The sequence below is a fragment of the Methanomicrobia archaeon genome (assembly GCA_016930255.1).
Taxonomy (GTDB): domain Archaea; phylum Halobacteriota; class Syntropharchaeia; order Alkanophagales; family Methanospirareceae; genus JACGMN01.
In genome coordinates this window covers 1-18,043 of sequence record JAFGHB010000032.1, presented here as the reverse complement: position 1 = coordinate 18,043, position 18,043 = coordinate 1, and the positions used below count along the sequence as shown (strand labels likewise).

The window sequence follows — 18,043 nt, the reverse complement described above, 5'->3', positions numbered from 1 at the left end:
CGATGACTGAGTGAATTATGAATACAGATTTTGCCCAATCCAAGAACTGAGGAATAAAAGTGCAAACGTGAATTTAGGTGCAAAGCCGTAGCCATGCTAAGATTTTAATAGGGATCATTCAATCTAATGGATTCAGGAGGTGCGAAGAATGAAACATAAAGCGAAGATGCTCAGCGAAGATGAAGAAGAACTGCTGCGGCTACTGAAGAAGCGAGGAGCGAGAAGCCTGTGCCTTGATTTTGAAGAGGAGTGGGCTATAGAGCAGGAAGAAGACGGCTACGAGTTCTGAGCAGCGGATAACGAAGTAGAGAAGGGCGCAAAAAGCCTTGGCTCGCTCGCTTATCCTAGAACGTTTCTGGCAATTAACTAATTAACCACCGAGCGGATGCTCTCTTTAGATGGCGATTGTGGGTGCGGCACCTCTGGGTAGGTAGGCCCTCGGGACCACTTTAAACGGGTAGGCTTTGCAGACGACCGGTCTCCTCTGGTAGATTGTACACTCGAATCGCTCGTGATTGTAGTAGGGACAGGGCGCTTTTATCATCTGAAACCAGACGGGGACGATGCCCGTGCCATTCTCGATGCCGACGAACGGTCGGACGTCCGCGTTATCAAAGAGTGCCACCTCGTCCGGGAAGAGTGCTAAGCCCATAGGAACGTTATAGACCCGTTCAGTGATGCTCATGCAGCACTTCCCGCAGCGCAAACATTCAAACGTGAGCATAGCGTGCCGGTAGAGTAGAGCAGGGAACTCTACCAGTATACACACCTCCTCGTATAGTCAGTCTTCTTTCACCCTTCCGCTCTTTCTTGATTTGATAACCATCCGTGACGTGATGGTACATGCATACCGTACCGTACCACACCATCCGGTACCATAATTAAAATTATAGGGTGATATAAAAATGTTACGGTTAGGGGTGCGAACGGTAAGCTCCTTCTTACTCATGTCCCCTTCAGGCATACAGGCCGTGGGAGCCGCTAATATTGCCTTAGATCTACAACGCTGCATAGGCTTAGATTTAAATAATATCAAGGAGATAAAAATATGGAAATTAAATTTTGAAGTAGCGAAATGAGTCCATAGCAATCAAATGACCCATTGATGGAAATAAAATTATTTATATGCTAGCGTACAACTATAAATAAAATTATCAGAGGGAGGGGAATCTAGCAAATGGCCGCGAAGGATATAGAGGGTGACGAAAAATTCATTGAAAGGGCTTTATCTGTCAGAAAGCACAATCTTCCCAAGTTCATTGAAAAGGTGTGCAATCATGACGGTGACAACATCCTTTGCGAGTATTTTATGATTGCATGCTCTTCAGACAATATACTTGACAAAGAGTTCATACGTGAATTGAGGAATTATATTATTTCCTATGCCTTAAAAAGGGGAGAGTACTCCGACCCAATGACGAGCCAGGATGCCCCTACTATCGTTTTTAAAGCGGTTGATAGATTTGTGAAAGATTCTGGAACCGGAGAACCTGGCGAATTAATATTATTTGTTTTATTAGAATCTCAAAGGAATGCACCCCAAATTTTGAATAAAATGAGCCTAAAAACCTCCGGTAATATCCATTTTCATGGTCTTGATGGGATCCATATCGGTATAAGAGGTGATGAAATAAATCTTTACTACGGGGAATCTAAAATTGAGAAATCAATGGATAATGCTATCAAAAATGCAATAGATGCTTTGAATGATTTCCATATGTCTGGTAATAAAGAAGAACACGAACTCGATCTAATAAGTAATTATATTGATGAAAAGAAATTTGAGGGACATGTCGATGAAATCAAAGAAATAATAAATCCCTATTCAACATATAAAAAGGAAAAATTAAAAAAGGTTTACTCTGTTTTTATCGGATTCAATTGGTCTGATCTAATAGATCTTAACTTTAGAACTATTCAAAATAATATTAAAAGACCATTGACAATGTCTTTGAGTAAAAACAAGCAGATAGTACACAAAAAATGTAGGGATAGAATTGTTAAATCAGATATAGATAATTCGGTAGAATTTTTCTTTTTGCCTTTTAAGGATGTACAAAAAATTAGGGAATATTTTATTGAGGAGGTTCTAAATCGTGAGCGTATCTAGTTTTTACGAGGATTTGAGCCAAAAAATAATTTTAAATCCCCAGTTTATCACAGATTTTGAAGAATTAACGAGATTAAACTTTATTGGGAATAAAACCAAATCTGAATTCAATATACAAAAAAGGCTCATTGAAAGCGCAGCAATCTTTGCCTGTTCAGATAATGAAAAGCATAAGCGAATTGCCTTAAAAATCGCAGGTATAATACTGGAAAATAGTGAATCAAACGAACTTATAAGAGCTGCTTCTGAACTAATATTCCTACGTCTTGGGAATTTCCCAATATTAGAAATGTCATTTTCTGATCCGTATGACTATAAGGATTACTTCAATATATTTAGTGGCGAAGAACTAGAAAATTTGCCGGTAACCTTAGGTATCGAAGTAACTAAGAAGGTAATTTCGAATAGTTTCACAATAAAAGATCGAACTATATATCTGACAGATTTCCAAACTGCGGTATTCAATTCACTCAGAAACAAAAGAAATGTTTCCATATCTGCACCAACTTCAGCAGGTAAATCCTTTGTTCTAGAAAGGTATGTTGTCGATCACTTCTTAAATAAGCAAAAATCAACAATAATATATATAGTTCCAACGAGAGCTTTAATTGCTCAAATACAAAATGACTTTAGAAAAATATTTGATAAATTTTCAATAAGAGATGTAGATATACTTACATCGTCATGGGAAATCATTGGTGAGGGTAAAAGAGAGCTTTCAAGAGCTGTATTAATTCTAACACAAGAACGATTACAAGCCATTGAAGGCAAAATTGATTATCCCCTATCTATTGACCTTCTTATTGTTGATGAAGCCCACAAAATTGAAGAGGAAGCTAGGGGGATATGGCTTGAGGAAAGTATTCAACAAATTATTGACTGGAATCCGAATCTGCAGATCGTTTTTATTTCCCCGTTCACCATAAATCCAGAAAAATTCGGTAAAATATTCTTCACTGAAAATTTACAAAGAATTTATACAAGATTACCTCCAGTTCATCAAAACTTGATATTTGTAGATATAGAAAATAGAAAAATCAAACTATGGCAAGGATCTCAAGAATTAAAACGAAGATTTGAGTTGGATGAACATGAAGTACAAGAAAATATCCCGACCAGTATTTATGCGAGAAAGGCGTGGGTAGCAAAAAACATCCTAGTTGAGAGCGAATCGATAATGATATACTGCAATGGGCCTTCAGACTGCAGAAAAACAGCAAAAGCCTATTCTGAAGTGAAAAATACAAAAGTCGAAAATTCAAAGATTACTGAATTCATTAATTTTCTGAAAATAAATATACATCCTCAGTATTATTTAATTGACTACTTAAAAAGAGGTGTTGGTTATCATTATAGTGATATGCCTTCTTCCGTCAAATCAGCGGTCGAATCGTTATTTTCCCAAAAAATTTTGGGTACAATGTGTTGTACTAGCACTCTATTAGAGGGTGTTAATTTTCCAGCGAAAAGTATCGTAATTTATAAGCCTAGAAAAGGAATGCCAATGGACGAGTTAACCTTTTGGAATTTAGCTGGGAGAGCAGGCAGATTAATGAAGGATTTTTCTGGAAATATCTATTGTGTTGACATTGATTCCTGGGCTGAAGAGGGTTATAAACCAGAATTAGAAGACGGAGGCCATACTATTCAAAGCTCAATGGAGAATGTTATTTCAGGTAAGAGAGATAAAATAGTGGGGCACCTCAAAAATTATAATAAACAAGAGGAGGATGATGTTAAGGCTGCTGTAACCAGATTTTTAATCAACGAAATAGCAAAAGGAAGTGATGAATTTGTTGAGCAATTAATTAAAAGAAATACAGAAATTTCAAAAGAAAATTTGGATGAAATAGTTGTACATTTAACAAAAATTTCTTCTAAAATTGGTCTTCATAAAGATGTGATTACAAGAAATAGATCTATAGATCCAAGATTGCAGAATAATTTGTATAATTTTTTAAAAAATTCAAATTCTTTGGCTATCCCTGTTCATCCCTCTAAATATTCAGATTTTTATAATAATTTGCTTAAGATAATGGAAATAATAAACAAGTGCTTCAAAAGGGGTTACCATCAGAATTCTTTAACATATTACGCTTGGTTGTCATCTCGGTGGTCAAACGAAAAAACTCTCGGCGAAATCATTCGCGAACGAATTAATTATCTGCAAAGTCAAGGTAAAATGGTGGATGACCAAGAATCTATTAATAAAACAATAGAAGAAATCATTCGTGATATAAACCAAAAATTGACATTTGAGATATGTAGAGATCTTAGTTGTTATATAGACATTTTGAAATTTGTAGCCCAGGAAAGAGGTATTGATGTAAGCAAATCGGATGAAAAAGTACCGTATTATATCGAGGTAGGGGCAAGCAAACCGACAACCTTGACGTTAATGAATAATGGCATTCCTAGAACAGTTGCAATTCTAATATCGCGAATGTTACCTTCTGATATTCAAGACTTCGATAAACTTAAAAAGTATATTATGAACAATGAGGAATCACTAAAAAGGCAAGTTCCGTCCATTTTATTTGATGATTTGTTTAAGTAAGGGATATTAAGATGCGGAATTTGAAAGAGATACCTGTTAATATTCAATTGACTCTTGCGAACAGAGTTCTATCTTCTATTGCCTTATCCAAAACCATAAGCTTTTCCCTTCGAATTTCTGACCCTCACGCATACGCGGGATCGAATCGTACGGGCGTCGATTTCTCCAGGCATTGCGCGCCGTGCTCGAGCGATTCATCGATCAATTTCTTCAGTAGCGTCGGATAGGCCGCGCCCGCAAGGTTCTGGACGGGTTTGCCCAGACAGAAGAACGTAAAGGTCGGGGTAGCCATAATCCCGTAGCGGTCGGCGGTGAACGGGCTCTCGACGACGTTCAGCTTCGCGAATTTGACCTTTCCCTCATACTCGAGGGCGTACTGGATGAAGTACGGCTCCATCTCCTTGCAGTGGACGCAGGTGGGGCTCCAGAACATCACGAGCACGGGCAGCTCCGAAAGCTCTACCTCCTTCTCCCAGCTCAGGTCATCCACTTCACGCAGGTTTATGGTTGTACCAGTCATGCTCGTCATGCTATGTTTGTATATACTTAGTGTATGGAACATAAAAAAGAGGAGGGTGCACGCGCCGTTCACTGCTAAGAATGAAGCCGCCGATCGCGCCCTCCAATTTGAACGGTTAAAACGAAAGAAAAATGGAAAATAAGAAAAATAACGTTTCTTTCCTATTTTTGCTGCGTTACGCAGAAGAACGATTAGAACTCGTCGTCCATCGCCAGCAAGTCTTCCTCAACGTCAAGCCACTCGCTTCTTCGCGGCTTACTCTTTAAGATACACAGCAAGTCTTCTTCATCCTCGCTGAACATCTTCGCTGCACATACCATGTCTCTGCTCACCTCCTATATTACAGTATTCCATAAGAGAGAGTACGTCATGCTTATAAACCTTGCAACCACATAAGGGACCCGAAGCATAAACCCTCCGCGTTCTTCGATTCGACGTAAAGCGACGTATGTATACCCGTATCGTCGTGCACAAACGGCGAGATGGATTCTCGGGATGAGGAGTTTTAGAAGCAACAGAACAACACCTGTAAATAAAGAGATAATCTGAAGTGACATCTTTTTCAGCGCGGCAAGAATAACTAATAAGAGATAAAAGTAGAGAAAGAGAGAGAACCACCCATGCCCTCGCAATTCGCAATTTTGTGGAATCCCGATTTAAAGGAGTACGATTTCGGGGAAGGTCATCCGTTTAGGGGACGCCGGTACCAAACCTTCATGCCGTTCTTGAAGGAGCGTCTCGGCGAGAAGCAGTATCGAATCGTAGGTGCAGAGAAGGCTACCGACGAAGATCTGCTCCTGATTTGCACCCGGGAGTATATCGATTTTACCACGGAGTATTACCGCGCTGCGCACCGGGGAGCGGTTCATGACGGCCGATTTTATCAGTTCCACAGTGCGGATAATAGGCCCATCGGGAGGCCAGGGAACGTGGAAGAAGCGGCTCGACTGATTATCGGTCAGGCGAAGCGAGCCGCGGATCTGGTAGAACGAGGCGAATATACGAAAGCAATCTCAATCGGCGGTGGGCTGCACCATGCCCAGTCCTCCTTTGGAGAAGGCTTTTGTCTTTATAACGATGTCGCCTTCTGTGCCACATATCTGATGGAGAACTACTGGCTACAGAGGATCTTGATTCTGGATACCGACGCCCATGCCGGAAATGGCACCGCGCAATACTTCTACGACGAGCCACGGGTCTTGTTCATTGATCTACACCAAGACCCACGCACGTTATATCCGGGAACAGGTTATATCTCACAACTTGGAGCGGGCAAGGGCGCAGGCTATACCGTCAATGTTCCAATGCCCCCCTACGCGGGCTATGATTCCTATAAATTAGTCCTCGAGGAAATCGCACAGCCGCTGGCAAACGAGTTTAAGCCCCAGATTATCATCAGAAACGGCGGTTCCGACCCCTATTTTGATGATCAGCTCACGCACTTGGGGTTACCGTTAAAGGGCTTCAGGATGATCGGGGAGAAGACGCGGGAGCTTGCAGCAGCACTCTGTGAAGGGAAAGAGATCGATTTAATCGCCTCGGGGTACAATGAGACCATCTTGCCCTTCGCCTGGGTGGCTTTAATCGCAGGATTAACGGGTATAGAAACGGCTATAAAGGAGCCTGAGCGCGTTCCTGAACGATACCGGCGAGATTTGGTGCTAACCGATACCGAAATGGTGGTTGGAGAGCTCAAAGAGGAACTTAAAGGGTACTGGACATGCTTTCGCTGAAATCTTCCTGACACCTACCATAATCGTGTTTTACTTATTACCGTCTCGATGCCTAAGCAACCAGCCCATGTTGCTGCACACTTAGTCAACCAAATTGGTGGTAAACATGCAACACATCGAACCCGAAAGACATTTAAAGGCTGAAACGTTGTCTATACGTGAGGTGAGGTAAATGGTAAAAATGCCAAAAGAGGTTATGGATATGTTTAATGACCCCGCAGCCTCGAAAGCGCTCGGAACAATGGACGAAGCAGGTACGTTGAATGTCGCGCCTATCGGGACTCTATCGGCGATAAATGAGGAGACCATAGCGTTTGCTGAGGTTTTTGAAGGCAAGACGAAGAAGAATGTGGAGCGGACGAGGAAAGCAGCCGCAGTTGCTTGGACCTCTCCACCACCGACAGGGTATCAAATAAAAGGCGCTTTTGTTGGCTGGCAGACCTCCGGCCCCCTCTTCGACACACTGGAGAGCAAAATGAAGAAGATGGGGATGAGTATAAATCGTGTTGGCACAATAACCGTTGAGACGGTCTATTCCGTGGGCCTGCCGGAGCCGGGCAAGAAACTCGTCTAAACTAAACTAAATGGAATCGCTCACAAGAGCACCGAACGAGTGAGTGCTTCATTCAAAACTGCGCCAGTTTTAGCTGTTCCGCCCTGCACGTTTCCCCGGGGATTTCCACAGGATAGTTTTCCGTCAGGCAGCCTAGACAGAGGTTCTTCGCATCTATGCCCACCGCATCGATCAACCCTTCCAGACTGAGATAGCCGAGGGAATCGGCGTGTAAAAACTCGCAAATTTCGTCCCTTGTCCTCGTTGACGCCACCAATTCCGCCCGCGTTGGCGTATCGATACCAAGGTAGCAGGGCGCGATAATGGGTGGACTGCCGATTCGCAGATGCACCTCCTTCGCGCCTTTTATCTTCAAATAATCCACGATTTTCCTCGACGTCGTGCCCCGCACGATGCTGTCATCCACCAGGACGATTCGCTTGCCCTCGAGATTCGCACGCACAACGTTTAATTTCAATCGCACCGCAGTATCGCGTGAATTCTGCTCAGGCATGATGAACGTCCGGCCAACATAGCGGTTCTTGATAAAAGCCTCCAGGTAATCGATTCCCGACCTCTTCGCATACCCCAGTGCAGACGCAATGCCAGAATCTGGTACGGGCGATACAATGTCAGCGTCTACGGGATGCTCCTCCGCCAAGCGCTCGCCGATCTTCATCCGCACGTCGTACACCAACCGTCCATCGAGTACCGAATCGGGCCGCGCAAAATAGACATATTCGAAGATGCAATGAGCGGCGTTGAGCCCGTTACATAGCTGATGGCTCGCTACGTTGGGTGTTTGTTCTGGGGATTGCGGCCCGGTACGCGGCAAGCCTTGGGGGTTGGTGAACACCAGCACCTCCCCGGGTCGTACATCTCTGAGCAACGTGCCGTCCAACACGTCGATCGCAGGACTTTCTGATGCCACTATATACCCCTTAACCGTTCCGTCAGTGCCATCGCGCAATTCACCGAGACATAACGGTTTAATGCCAAAGGGGTCTCGAACCGCTACTAACGTGTTATCCAGCAAGATAACCAACGAATACGAGCCTATCACGCGCTGCATCAGTTCCTTGATTGCTGCTATGAGATCGTGCTGCATCAGTTCCTTCGCGAGCAACTGCGCTATCACCTCCGTGTCCGTATCAGAATGGAAAATCCTGCCCTCGCGTTCCAACGCGTTTCGTAACTCTCCCGTGTTAACGAGGTTGCCGTTATGTGCAATCGCAATATCACCGTGCCGGTAACTCACGAGTAACGGTTCTGCATTTTCGAGCTTCGACGCTCCGGTCGTCGGATACCTGACATGGCCTATGCCGATATTGCCCTTGAGCATGCTCAATCGTCGCTCATCGAAGACGTCATGCACAAACCCCATATCTTTTATCAGCGATATATCGCCCGTTCCTGCACGCCGTTCGTTTCCCACCTCGCTCGCACCACGGCATACTGCGATACCCGCTGACTCCTGCCCTCGATGTTGTAACGCGTAGAGCGCATAAAAAATGGGCAGTGCTGCATCGCTATCCGCGGTTAACGCGATACCTGCTATTCCGCATGCTTCCCGTTTACTCAAATCTTCCTGATCGTTCATACGCTCGTCTTGGAACCTGCAATATTAAGCTACCCCTGTTTTCAAATAAATGATAGATGTCTACTCTTTATGTCATTAGTCATCACGGCGCGGCTCGCCACATCACTCGTATTATCACGTGCCGTTAAGGGCTAGGGCCTTTTTCGGCCTGACCTTCCGGTAAACCTCTTGCGGCGTCTTCATATCGCCGTTTACCGTCAGCAGGTCGTTTTCGACGGATATACCCAATAGCCGCTCATTCTCCTGCAAATACGGTACAATGAGCTCCCAATCTTCTGGTGTTAGAATCGAGAATTCACCACCGTTTAATTGCTCGTCATCGAGCTTGCAATGGGGGTCCCTTATGTAAATGGCACCGCCCGATGCGAGCGAAAACAGATTTGAGCCTGGGTAAGGCGTCTCCTGCTCTACGAACTCCTCCTTCTCGGTGGTTTCCAGTCCGTTTACCACGACGAACCCGCCGCCGTTCAGTGGGTCGCCAGCCATGAACGATTCCGCTAAGTAATCGAGACAGGTCCCGTTTATCACCACACGCGGCTTGCCCACTGCGTTGATCAGCGGTCTGCCAGCCGTATTTCCCAATACGTACGCTTCTCCACCCTTCGCACCGTACATGAAGGTCTGCCCGACGTCGCCGAAGACCACGAGCTTCCCGGTCTTCAAGATCTGCCCGAGCTGGTCCTGCCCGTCCCCGTGTATGTACAGTTCCGCGCCATCCATGGAAGAGCCAAAATAATCCCCGGAGCTATCATAAACGTCAAGCCGCACGCCCGATGTACACGATCCCAATCCAGAGCCAAAGAAACGCTGACCCTGGGTGTTATACGCTATAAATCGCCTCCAGCCCATCTTATACGCCTTTACGATAAGTCGCGCAGTACCGGCTTCTCCTTCCGGCGGAAACTCCTCTACATTTACTACCAGCATATCCTCGCCGCTTTCTGGTGGGCGTAAGCAGCCCTTATTCGACCAGCGAATCAAATGATACGTACCCGGGCTTGCAGCCTCTATCGGCGGCGTCGCATCGAATATTCGATGAAGTGCTTCTTTTACTAGCTGGATTACCGTGCTCCTCTTTTTGCTACCTGTATCATACCTGCGGTCGTTGAGGAGTGTTAACCCTTCTATTACCATCGCTTTCGTTCGCTCGTTCTCATCCGCGTACCTTGTGAGTTCGGATGCAGTCCAGCGGAGCTTGTTGCAGTCCCACTCCTTAACGCCTCCTTTCAAGAACTCGAATAAATCGAGCGGGCTCTTCAATGCCACTTCTATCAGTTCTCTCTGCTTTCCCATGTCATTGGGAGGCGCGATGGGTATGGTAAAGTCACAGTGCGTCTGATAGGCCGGTGTAGTCACGATCTCCCCGAATTTATTGGTGCATTTGAGCGTTTTCTGCTCGTTACCTCGTAACGTGAATACGAAAGCACCACCATCGGTGTAGCTGCCGCCGCGTGCGTTCCAATACGTATCCGCAACAGTGGGTATTCGTTTATCCTCATCCGACAGACTCTTAAGCGTCGCGTCGATCGCTTGTTTTTCCGACGCGATGAGACCTATTTGCAGCTCTTCGCTCTCGACAAGTGCAAATACCTGTGGCCGCAGCATGGAGGTATCCGTTATCCCGATCAACTGGAAATAGTTCTCGTACGGCTCGTTTCGTGCAACGATGAAGAACCATGGGCCGTCCGGCGATCCGTGGATATGAGAAGTCTGAAGCGCCTGGTATATCGCTTGCTTGTCATGCGGTAGCCGCTCGAAATCCAGCTCGGTCGTCGGTGCCATCGCCTCGATGACATATTCCAGCGGATAGTTGCACTCCCGGTTTAGAAGGTCGAAGAGCAGCACGGCAACCTCGGTATCGGTCAGAAATAGGGTTTCTCGACCCCACTGCTCCAGATATTCGACCACTGAATGGTAATTCGCGAAATCGCCGTTGTGCACGAACGCTTCATGCATTCCCACGAATGGGTGCGCTCCGCCGGGATGCCAGACCCTGCCGCGTGTAGGGTAACGCTGATGCGCGATCCAGACGTGCGCTCGGAAGTCCTCGAGTTTGTAATATTTCACAATGTTCTCTGCGTACCCGACGATCTTCAGAATCATCATATTCCTGCCGTGCGAGAGCACAAACGCTCTCCTGTCGCCGAGTGCGGCGTAGAATCTACTGTTGATCCTGAAGCTGTTTCGGTAGATAAACTCATCTTCGGCCTTTCTCCTGTCCCAATCGCCCAGGTCATTCTCCTTTACGAAAGCATCCAACACGGCCGCTTTTACATGGACAAAATAACGCCACACATCCGGTGGTTTCAGCTCCAGGCCCTCTATCGCGCGATAATCCGAAACGGTCGGTATGTTTTCAGCGTGGTCGACATCCATGAAGGGCGCAATGAACTCCGCTTCTATCTCCTCGCGGGCGTCGGGATCGAGCAGTGCTATCTGGAGTAAATAATCCGCTTCGAGTACAGATTGCGAAACGCCGAGGTCCTCGTGCGAGAGCCCGACCGCGGCGATACCGCCTCCTTTTCCGTTTCCTCGGTTGTGCATCTGGAACGCGGGCTTAAAGATGTGCTTACCCTTAACAAGAGTCGTAGAAGCAAAGCCAACGACACCGCAGCCTCCTTCGGCCTCTGAATAGTTGTAGTTGCTCATGGCCATCTATATTCCCCTCCTCGGGCCTTTGCTCTGGCCTTCATAACTCAGGCAATCGTATCTGCCGACGAGTTCCTTTATACTGCTCATCCCGAGCCGTCTCAGGATCATAACTATCTCGCTACGCCACGCTGCGTACAGATTGATGAGGCGTTGCGCTCCCCAGTCCACGTCAACAGCCTTGGCAAGTTCCGGGTCAGTCGTTGCAATGCCTCGTGGGCAGCCCCGACCTGATTCGCAACTGCCACAGCGCACACAGCCCAGTGCTACAAGCTCCGCTGTACCGGTAACGACACCGTCAGCGCCCAGCGCGATCGCCTTTGCCGCGTCATGGGCCGTCCTAATACCGCCGCTTGCGATTACCGTCATTTCCTCTCGTACCCCCTCCTCCTTGAGGCACTCATGCACTTTCGTTATCGCGTACTCGATGGGCATGGCGATATTCTTCTTCGCGATCTCGGGCGCCGCCCCCGTGCCGCCGTAACTACCATCCAGGTGGATTATGTTCGCACCGGCGTAATAGCTTCCAACGGCGACCATATCGACATCACGTGCTGTAGAAACCTTCACAGAGATAATGGCATCCGGGTTGATCTCCTTTATCCAATCGACGTGTTTCTCATGGTCTTCCACGGAATAAACGCTGTGAAATGGGAATGGTGAAAATAAACTGCTATCGGGAACCGCTTCGCGCAGACGTGCAACCTCGGCAGTTACTTTATCGCCCAGTAAATGCCCGCCAAGCCCCGGCTTCGCGCCCTGTGCATATTTGAGTTCTACGATCTTTACACGCTGGATGGTATCCTCAGAGACGCCGAATAGCCCGGTTGCTACCTGTGTGATCACGTTCTCATCGTACTCCTGCAGTTCTGCTGGGAAACCGCCCTCGCCGGTACAGGTAAATGTGCCCCAGGCTCTCGCCGCTTTCGCCCTCGCGAGCATTACGGAGAGGCTGATGGAACCGAAAGACATCCCGCCACCGTAGAACGGCACGTCGATACAGATCCTCCTACCCGCTCGTTTATTCAGGTCGATCTCGGTGCTTATCGCGTCATCGTCAATTGCGTCCGTCACCCGCGCGTGCAGGAACTTGAAGGCCATACGGTCAAAACCACCTCCAGAGTCGCCGATTTCGTATTCTCGACCTTTGAGCGGCATTCCCGTTTCTGCCTGCTTCCAGGTTCCGAGTATAAGGTCACGAGTCCAACGATGATCGCCGATGGTTTTGTAATTCTGGTTGGTGCCTATGGATAGCGCTTTTCTGGGGCAGTGGTTGACGCAGTAAAAGGACATATCCTCACACGAAGCACCGATGCAGAGATGACTCTGCGGCCTTGAAATTCGGTTATGTCCTGGCTTACGCTCGTGCACGCCAAAGGGACATACGTTGGCACAGGTGCCGCAGCTTATGCAACTTTCTGTAGCCCGCGTTACCTCGACTGCGGATATTTCATTCGGGAATCGCGAGTGTACCAGTTTAATTACCGGCTTTGACATTGTACGACACCTCCTTTGCAAATATGGTATCAAACGTCTCTCGCTGGATCTCTTCGAAGAATATCGCCCTGCCCAGTTCGCCACGGAGCCTTCTCACCTCTCGCAAGCCCATAGCGCCCAGGACTTCGAGCAGCTGGTTCCGCCATGCGCCGACGAGGTTGATTATGCGTTGCGCGCCGTACCGCGGATCTACGTCCTTCAACGATACCGGGCATTTTAACCCGCTGCTGTGACAGTTTTTGCAGTACCGGCATTCGAGCGCAATGAGAAGCGGCAGGTCGATAGCAACCAAATCCGCACCGCAGAGGATCGACTTCGCCACGTGCTCCGCGATAGCGATACCGCCGCTTGCAATAAGCGTTACCTCATCCCGGATTTTGCGTGCGACGAGCTGCCTGTGGACTTCTAGGATCATATCTTTGAGCAACCGCGGTTCTCCGGGTCCAGGTGGGTCGATCTGCTTCCCATTGCAGTCTGCGTAAAGATGCACGACCTCTACACCGGCGCACGTCAATTCCTCCGCGATTTCTGCTGCAGTGTCTCCAAACGGCACTCTCACCGAGACGATAGTTTCCGGGTTCGCGTTCCTCAACTCTTCTACCGCACCTAGCACGGTGCTGCCATAGTCTAATTCGGCCATTTTGCACGCCGTAACCGAATCTTCAAGTGCAGATTGCGTGAGCACGGGCACTGCATTTGCTTCATACTCCTTATTGAACCACGCGTCAGGATCCACAATCATGAGCGTTCCGAGGAACGAAGCCGCTCTGGCCACTGCCTCATATACGTTTCCGTAACCCCCAAACGGGAGCGTATCGAAGAGTATTGGTAGTGGCACGCTCAATGTCGGTGGTAGCGGCGATACGATTCGCCCTTGAGCGTCAAATTTAATCACGGGCACTTTTCGCCCTATATCGACTGAGGTATTGATGTATTCTCGTCCGTGAATCCCGTCTCTTGTCGGTCGTACGATCTCGGACATATCTGTCCACATCGAATCGAACCCCTCGCCTGAGAACGGCCCGAGGTAACCGGCGCCTGAGACCGGAACCTTGCCTGTTTCCGCCTGGTACCAGTTCTTACTGATTATCTCGGGTGTCCAGTACGAATCACCGAGACGGAGATACTCGTCACTGCTTCGGATGGTAAGCGCTTCTTTCGGGCATTCCTGGACACAGCGGAAGCAGCCCTTACAGCGATAATCCTCGGGCTCCGCCATGCGTCTCAGATCCTCATCCAATCTCGCGTGGACGCTATGAATGCACGTTAGTACGCATCTGCCGCAATTGATGCAATCCGCAGCACTGCGTTCGATCACGAACTTCCCGACGGGCGGGAATCGTGGCGGTGCCGGTGAGACCTCGATATTATACTTTCTGGGCATTTACTAACCTCCAATATCGCTCACTCGATTCCGTCGTTGCGACAAAGTCCCGGATCGCTTCGTCCGGTCTGCCAAATCTATTCCCCAACCGCTCCTCCAGTTCCAGCCATGCAGCGGGAAGGTCTAAGTCGTTCTGACAGATTTCTCGACACATCCCGCAATGGGTGCAGAGAAAAACCTTGTCGGAATCGCCTTTCGCGATCTTTCCCCCCGCAAGAAGTTTCTTTGCCAGCATAAGCTTGTTCTTAGGGATCACAGACGCTTCGTTGGTAACAGTATACGCGGGACAGTGAGCAGCACAGCTTCCGCATTTAACACACGAATATGCGGCCTTTTCAAGTACCGATTCCTCAGCTCCACACTCAGTTGTGCTTCCCGGCGTAGCGAGCACCGGAGCAATCAATCGCGCAAACCGAACGAGCATTCTGAATATAAACGGTCTAAAGAGCAGCCCGGGGATATTCGCCCATTTCGTCCTCACTGCGAAGAATTTGTTTGGGTTCAAAATGTTCCAGGGGTCAACGGCTCTCTTATAGGCCCTGTAGCTCCTGAGCGTCTCCTTATCGTATTTATCGCTGAGGAATGGTGAGTTCCAGATGCCAACGCCATAAGGCACGCCGCCAAACTTCAGTCCGAGCCTTGTAAGAACTGGGATAAGCGTTAGATGGGCGAGATAAGCTCGTAACTCTCGTACGTCTGAGGCATACGTTAACATCACCAGTGCCTCTCTATCGCTTACAATGTGCGATTCCACGTTCAGATCAACCCTGTAGCTCCTGATCTTTCGTTTCAGCGTGTTAAGAAACGGAACGACGCTTTCCAGCGGCATAACGAGCTCGCAGGCTAACGGCGTTTTATTGCAACCACGTCTCTTCATAGGAAAGAGTCGTTCGTGCCAGAGGTACTTTGCAAGATAATCTTCCGCGTGTATGCCTCGTATCTCGGCGAACGCGAGAAAGCTCAGTTCCTCCTTCTCATCTTCAAACGCTACCAAAACCGCATCCTTTTCGCTGAACAAATCCTCGTCAAGGATTCTATTCACCTCGCCAAGATGTGCAGCGTCCACATATTTTATGTGGTACGGCGTGATCTCTGCCTGTTGTATCAGGTCTCTTACGAACGAAAAAGCAGCTTCGGTGCTTCCGAAGTAGAGCAGATGCGGTAGCGATTTCTTCGGCCTCTTTCTCAGTTTCAGGGTTGCGGATAGGATGATGCCGAACTGTCCCTCGGTGCCGAAAAACCGTGCGAACTCCTCGTCCCCGGACCGAATGGACGTGATCTCACCCGAGGTAAACATGACCTCAATGGATTCTATGTGATCTCTGAGATGCCCAAAGCGAAAGCTGCCTATTCCATAGCCGCCTGTGGCAATCCAGCCGCCCACGGTCGAGAAGAAACTCGATGGATATGCTCTTACTGAAAGATCTTCGTCCTTCAAGAACTCCTCGATCTCTGACCAGCGAACGCCGGCTTGGACTTTTAACGTTGCCTCCTCCGCCGCCGCCCTGTTCAGCGCAAAGATTCTGTTCATGGCTGAGAAGTCGAGAACGAGACCCCGTATGGTGGGGACGACGCCTCCAAGCCCTGAAGAAGCAGAACCTCTTGGAACTATTGCGACTGACTCGTCGTTAGCGAATCGGACGATTTTCTTGAGCGCTTCAACGCTTCCCGGCTGGATTACCAGATCGGGCGTGGTGTCAAAGAGTCGCTTTACGAACGGAACGTCTCCGATATCCATGCTGTAAAGCTCACGCTCGAAATCGCCTTTTAATATCCTTGCTTCGTCTGAACCAAGGAGTTTTTCCATTCTTTGTCCTAACGTCTCGTTCATACTCCTCTCCGTCCCTTTTTGACGGCACGTCAACCGCAGGGAAAGGATCTCAGTGCAATCGATTTTTTACAGGCTCAGAGCACCCCTAGGAACTCCTGCAACTCCCATTCCGTCACGTTCACGCGATACTTGTCCCACTCCACCTTCTTCGATGTGATAAAGTTGTTGAAGATATGGTCACCCAGTGCTTCTCGTACCAGATCGCTCTGCTCTACCAGTGCAATGGCTTCGATCAAGCTCCCGGGCAGTGACGCTATTCCCTTTGCCGCTCTGTCCGCTTCGCTCATCAGATAAACGTCCTCCTCCCTGGGCGCGATCAGCTCGTACTTACCCTCTATTCCCGCTAATCCGGCGGCGAGCATCACGGAAAACGCAAGATACGGATTACATGCCGGATCGGGACTGCGGTATTCTACCCGCGTCGCCTTTTCTTTTCCTGGCTTGTACATCGGCACCCGCACGAGTGTCGAACGGTTGCGACGCGCCCATGCGATATACACCGGAGCCTCATAGCCCGGCACTAACCGTTTATACGAGTTCACCCACTGGTTGGTAATCGCCGTAATCTCCGGTGCGTGTCGTAGCAGTCCGGCGATATACCCCCTGCACATCGCCGACAGCTGATACTCGTCATCGGGTTCGAAGAACGCGTTTCGCTCTCCCTTAAACAGGGATTGGTGCACGTGCATTCCGGAGCCATTCACACCGAAAATGGGTTTTGGCATGAACGTAGCATAACAGCCGTATCGTTGCGCAATCTCCTTCACCACGATCCGATAGGTCATCACCTGATCCGCCATCTCCAGCGCGTCTTTGTATCTGAGGTCTATCTCGTGCTGCGAGGGCGCAACCTCGTGGTGGCTGTACTCCACCTGGATCCCCATCTTCTCCAGCGTTAAGATCGTATCTCGTCGTAAGTCGCTGCCCGCATCCAGCGTCGTCAGGTCGAAGTAACCTCCTTGATCCAGCACTTTGGGCTTGCCATTCTCTTGGAAGTAGAAATACTCCAGCTCAGGACCAACGTAGAACGTGTGTCCTGCTTCTTTCAACCGCGCCAGGTTCCTCTTCAAGACATACCGCGGGTCGCCTTCGTAAGGACTGCCGTCCGGCTGTAAAATATCACAGAACATCCTCGCAACGGTATTCTCTTTCGGTCGCCAGGGAACGATTTGAAAAGTAGCAGGATCTGGTTTCGCTACCATATCGCTCTCATCAATCCTTGCAAATCCCTGTATTGAAGAACCGTCAAATCCCATACCTTCGTCAAAAGCGCCTTCTAATTCTCTCGGTGCAATTGCAAAGCTCTTCAACTGCCCAAGGATATCCGTGAACCAGAGTCTCACGAACTTCACTTCGTTCTTTCCCATCGCTTCAAATACGTCGTCTTTATTAGTTATTTTCGTTTCGTTTTCCATTGCTTATACCACCTCTATCTAATAATTTCAATTACCCTCTTTTTATTCTATTTGAGAAATAAACAGAATAATTAAGAAAAGATATGAATGCTTCCCTTTTCATTTTCTATTTTTAGTAGTAATACAAGTTCAAATTTTTTAGAGTATTTGAGAAACGGTAAGAAAAGTTATGAAAAATTATGAATCAACCGCTT

Annotated in this window: 13 protein-coding genes; 5 read left to right on the top strand and 8 right to left on the bottom strand. The window is 48.0% G+C overall.

Features of this window, described 5'->3' with window-relative positions; all coding sequences use genetic code 11:
* The first annotated feature begins 148 nt into the window (after nt 1–148).
* On the top strand, nt 149–289 hold the full coding sequence (locus JW878_05225) for a hypothetical protein (protein MBN1762463.1): 141 nt from the start codon (nt 149–151) through the stop codon (nt 287–289).
* Nucleotides 290–394: 105 nt separating this feature from the next.
* Here the strand turns inward: JW878_05225 and JW878_05220 are convergent, their stop codons facing one another.
* Entirely contained in the window at nt 395–685 is a 291-nt protein-coding gene (locus JW878_05220) for a YkgJ family cysteine cluster protein (GenBank protein ID MBN1762462.1), read from the bottom strand.
* A gap of 492 nt (nt 686–1,177) precedes the next feature.
* Here JW878_05220 and JW878_05215 point away from each other — a divergent pair, with 492 nt between their 5' ends.
* Nucleotides 1,178–2,110 carry a DUF1837 domain-containing protein gene (locus tag JW878_05215; GenBank protein ID MBN1762461.1) on the top strand — a complete coding sequence of 311 codons (933 nt, stop codon included), beginning with the start codon at nt 1,178–1,180 and terminating at the stop codon, nt 2,108–2,110.
* Entirely contained in the window at nt 2,097–4,667 is a 2,571-nt protein-coding gene (locus JW878_05210; GenBank protein MBN1762460.1) for a DEAD/DEAH box helicase, read from the top strand. Before JW878_05215 ends, JW878_05210 begins: the two co-directional genes overlap by 14 nt.
* Nucleotides 4,668–4,791: 124 nt before the next feature.
* On the opposite strand, the gene JW878_05205 is transcribed toward JW878_05210, so the two are convergent.
* Nucleotides 4,792–5,187 carry a thioredoxin gene (locus JW878_05205; protein ID MBN1762459.1) on the bottom strand — a complete coding sequence of 132 codons (396 nt, stop codon included), beginning with the start codon at nt 5,185–5,187 and terminating at the stop codon, nt 4,792–4,794.
* Nucleotides 5,188–5,807: 620 nt separating this feature from the next.
* On the opposite strand from JW878_05205, the gene JW878_05200 reads away from it, so the two are divergent.
* Together JW878_05200 and JW878_05195 are read left to right on the top strand one after the other, a co-directional pair.
* Nucleotides 5,808–6,920 (top strand): hypothetical protein, encoded by a 1,113-nt coding sequence (locus tag JW878_05200; GenBank protein MBN1762458.1) that lies wholly within the window; start codon nt 5,808–5,810, stop codon nt 6,918–6,920.
* A 181-nt stretch (nt 6,921–7,101) separates the two neighbouring features.
* Nucleotides 7,102–7,494: a pyridoxamine 5'-phosphate oxidase family protein gene (locus JW878_05195; GenBank protein ID MBN1762457.1), complete on the top strand. Its 393-nt coding sequence runs from the start codon at nt 7,102–7,104 to the stop codon at nt 7,492–7,494.
* A 52-nt stretch (nt 7,495–7,546) separates the two neighbouring features.
* Here the strand turns inward: JW878_05195 and purF are convergent, their stop codons facing one another.
* The 6 genes from purF to JW878_05165 all read right to left on the bottom strand — a co-directional run bounded on the left by purF (nt 7,547) and on the right by JW878_05165 (nt 17,849).
* Nucleotides 7,547–9,073 (bottom strand): amidophosphoribosyltransferase, encoded by a 1,527-nt coding sequence (gene purF, locus JW878_05190; GenBank protein ID MBN1762456.1) that lies wholly within the window; start codon nt 9,071–9,073, stop codon nt 7,547–7,549.
* Nucleotides 9,074–9,187: 114 nt separating this feature from the next.
* Nucleotides 9,188–11,728 carry a glutamate synthase gene (locus tag JW878_05185; protein ID MBN1762455.1) on the bottom strand — a complete coding sequence of 847 codons (2,541 nt, stop codon included), beginning with the start codon at nt 11,726–11,728 and terminating at the stop codon, nt 9,188–9,190.
* A complete protein-coding gene (locus JW878_05180; protein MBN1762454.1) occupies nt 11,729–13,219 on the bottom strand; it encodes an FMN-binding glutamate synthase family protein in 1,491 nt (496 codons plus the stop codon).
* Entirely contained in the window at nt 13,200–14,603 is a 1,404-nt protein-coding gene (locus JW878_05175; GenBank protein MBN1762453.1) for a hypothetical protein, read from the bottom strand. The genes JW878_05180 and JW878_05175 overlap by 20 nt, the downstream gene beginning before the upstream one ends.
* Nucleotides 14,587–16,434, bottom strand: coding sequence for an FAD-binding protein (locus JW878_05170; protein MBN1762452.1), 1,848 nt, complete (start codon nt 16,432–16,434; stop codon nt 14,587–14,589). Before JW878_05170 ends, JW878_05175 begins: the two co-directional genes overlap by 17 nt.
* 74 nt (nt 16,435–16,508) lie before the next feature.
* Nucleotides 16,509–17,849 carry a glutamine synthetase gene (locus JW878_05165; protein MBN1762451.1) on the bottom strand — a complete coding sequence of 447 codons (1,341 nt, stop codon included), beginning with the start codon at nt 17,847–17,849 and terminating at the stop codon, nt 16,509–16,511.
* Nucleotides 17,850–18,043 lie beyond the last annotated feature (194 nt).

Excerpts from the sequence above, each read along its gene's own strand:
- JW878_05195 (MBN1762457.1), top strand. The coding sequence starts at position 7,102 with ATGCCAAAAGAGGTTATGGATATGTTTAATGACCCCGCAGCCTCGAAA.
- JW878_05185 (MBN1762455.1), bottom strand. The coding sequence starts at position 11,728 with ATGGCCATGAGCAACTACAACTATTCAGAGGCCGAAGGAGGCTGCGGT.
- JW878_05205 (MBN1762459.1), bottom strand. The coding sequence starts at position 5,187 with ATGACTGGTACAACCATAAACCTGCGTGAAGTGGATGACCTGAGCTGG.
- JW878_05225 (MBN1762463.1), top strand. The coding sequence starts at position 149 with ATGAAACATAAAGCGAAGATGCTCAGCGAAGATGAAGAAGAACTGCTG.
- JW878_05220 (MBN1762462.1), bottom strand. The coding sequence starts at position 685 with ATGAGCATCACTGAACGGGTCTATAACGTTCCTATGGGCTTAGCACTC.
- JW878_05175 (MBN1762453.1), bottom strand. The coding sequence starts at position 14,603 with ATGCCCAGAAAGTATAATATCGAGGTCTCACCGGCACCGCCACGATTC.
- JW878_05170 (MBN1762452.1), bottom strand. The coding sequence starts at position 16,434 with ATGAACGAGACGTTAGGACAAAGAATGGAAAAACTCCTTGGTTCAGAC.
- JW878_05180 (MBN1762454.1), bottom strand. The coding sequence starts at position 13,219 with ATGTCAAAGCCGGTAATTAAACTGGTACACTCGCGATTCCCGAATGAA.
- purF (MBN1762456.1), bottom strand. The coding sequence starts at position 9,073 with ATGAACGATCAGGAAGATTTGAGTAAACGGGAAGCATGCGGAATAGCA.
- JW878_05165 (MBN1762451.1), bottom strand. The coding sequence starts at position 17,849 with ATGGAAAACGAAACGAAAATAACTAATAAAGACGACGTATTTGAAGCG.
- JW878_05215 (MBN1762461.1), top strand. The coding sequence starts at position 1,178 with ATGGCCGCGAAGGATATAGAGGGTGACGAAAAATTCATTGAAAGGGCT.
- JW878_05200 (MBN1762458.1), top strand. The coding sequence starts at position 5,808 with ATGCCCTCGCAATTCGCAATTTTGTGGAATCCCGATTTAAAGGAGTAC.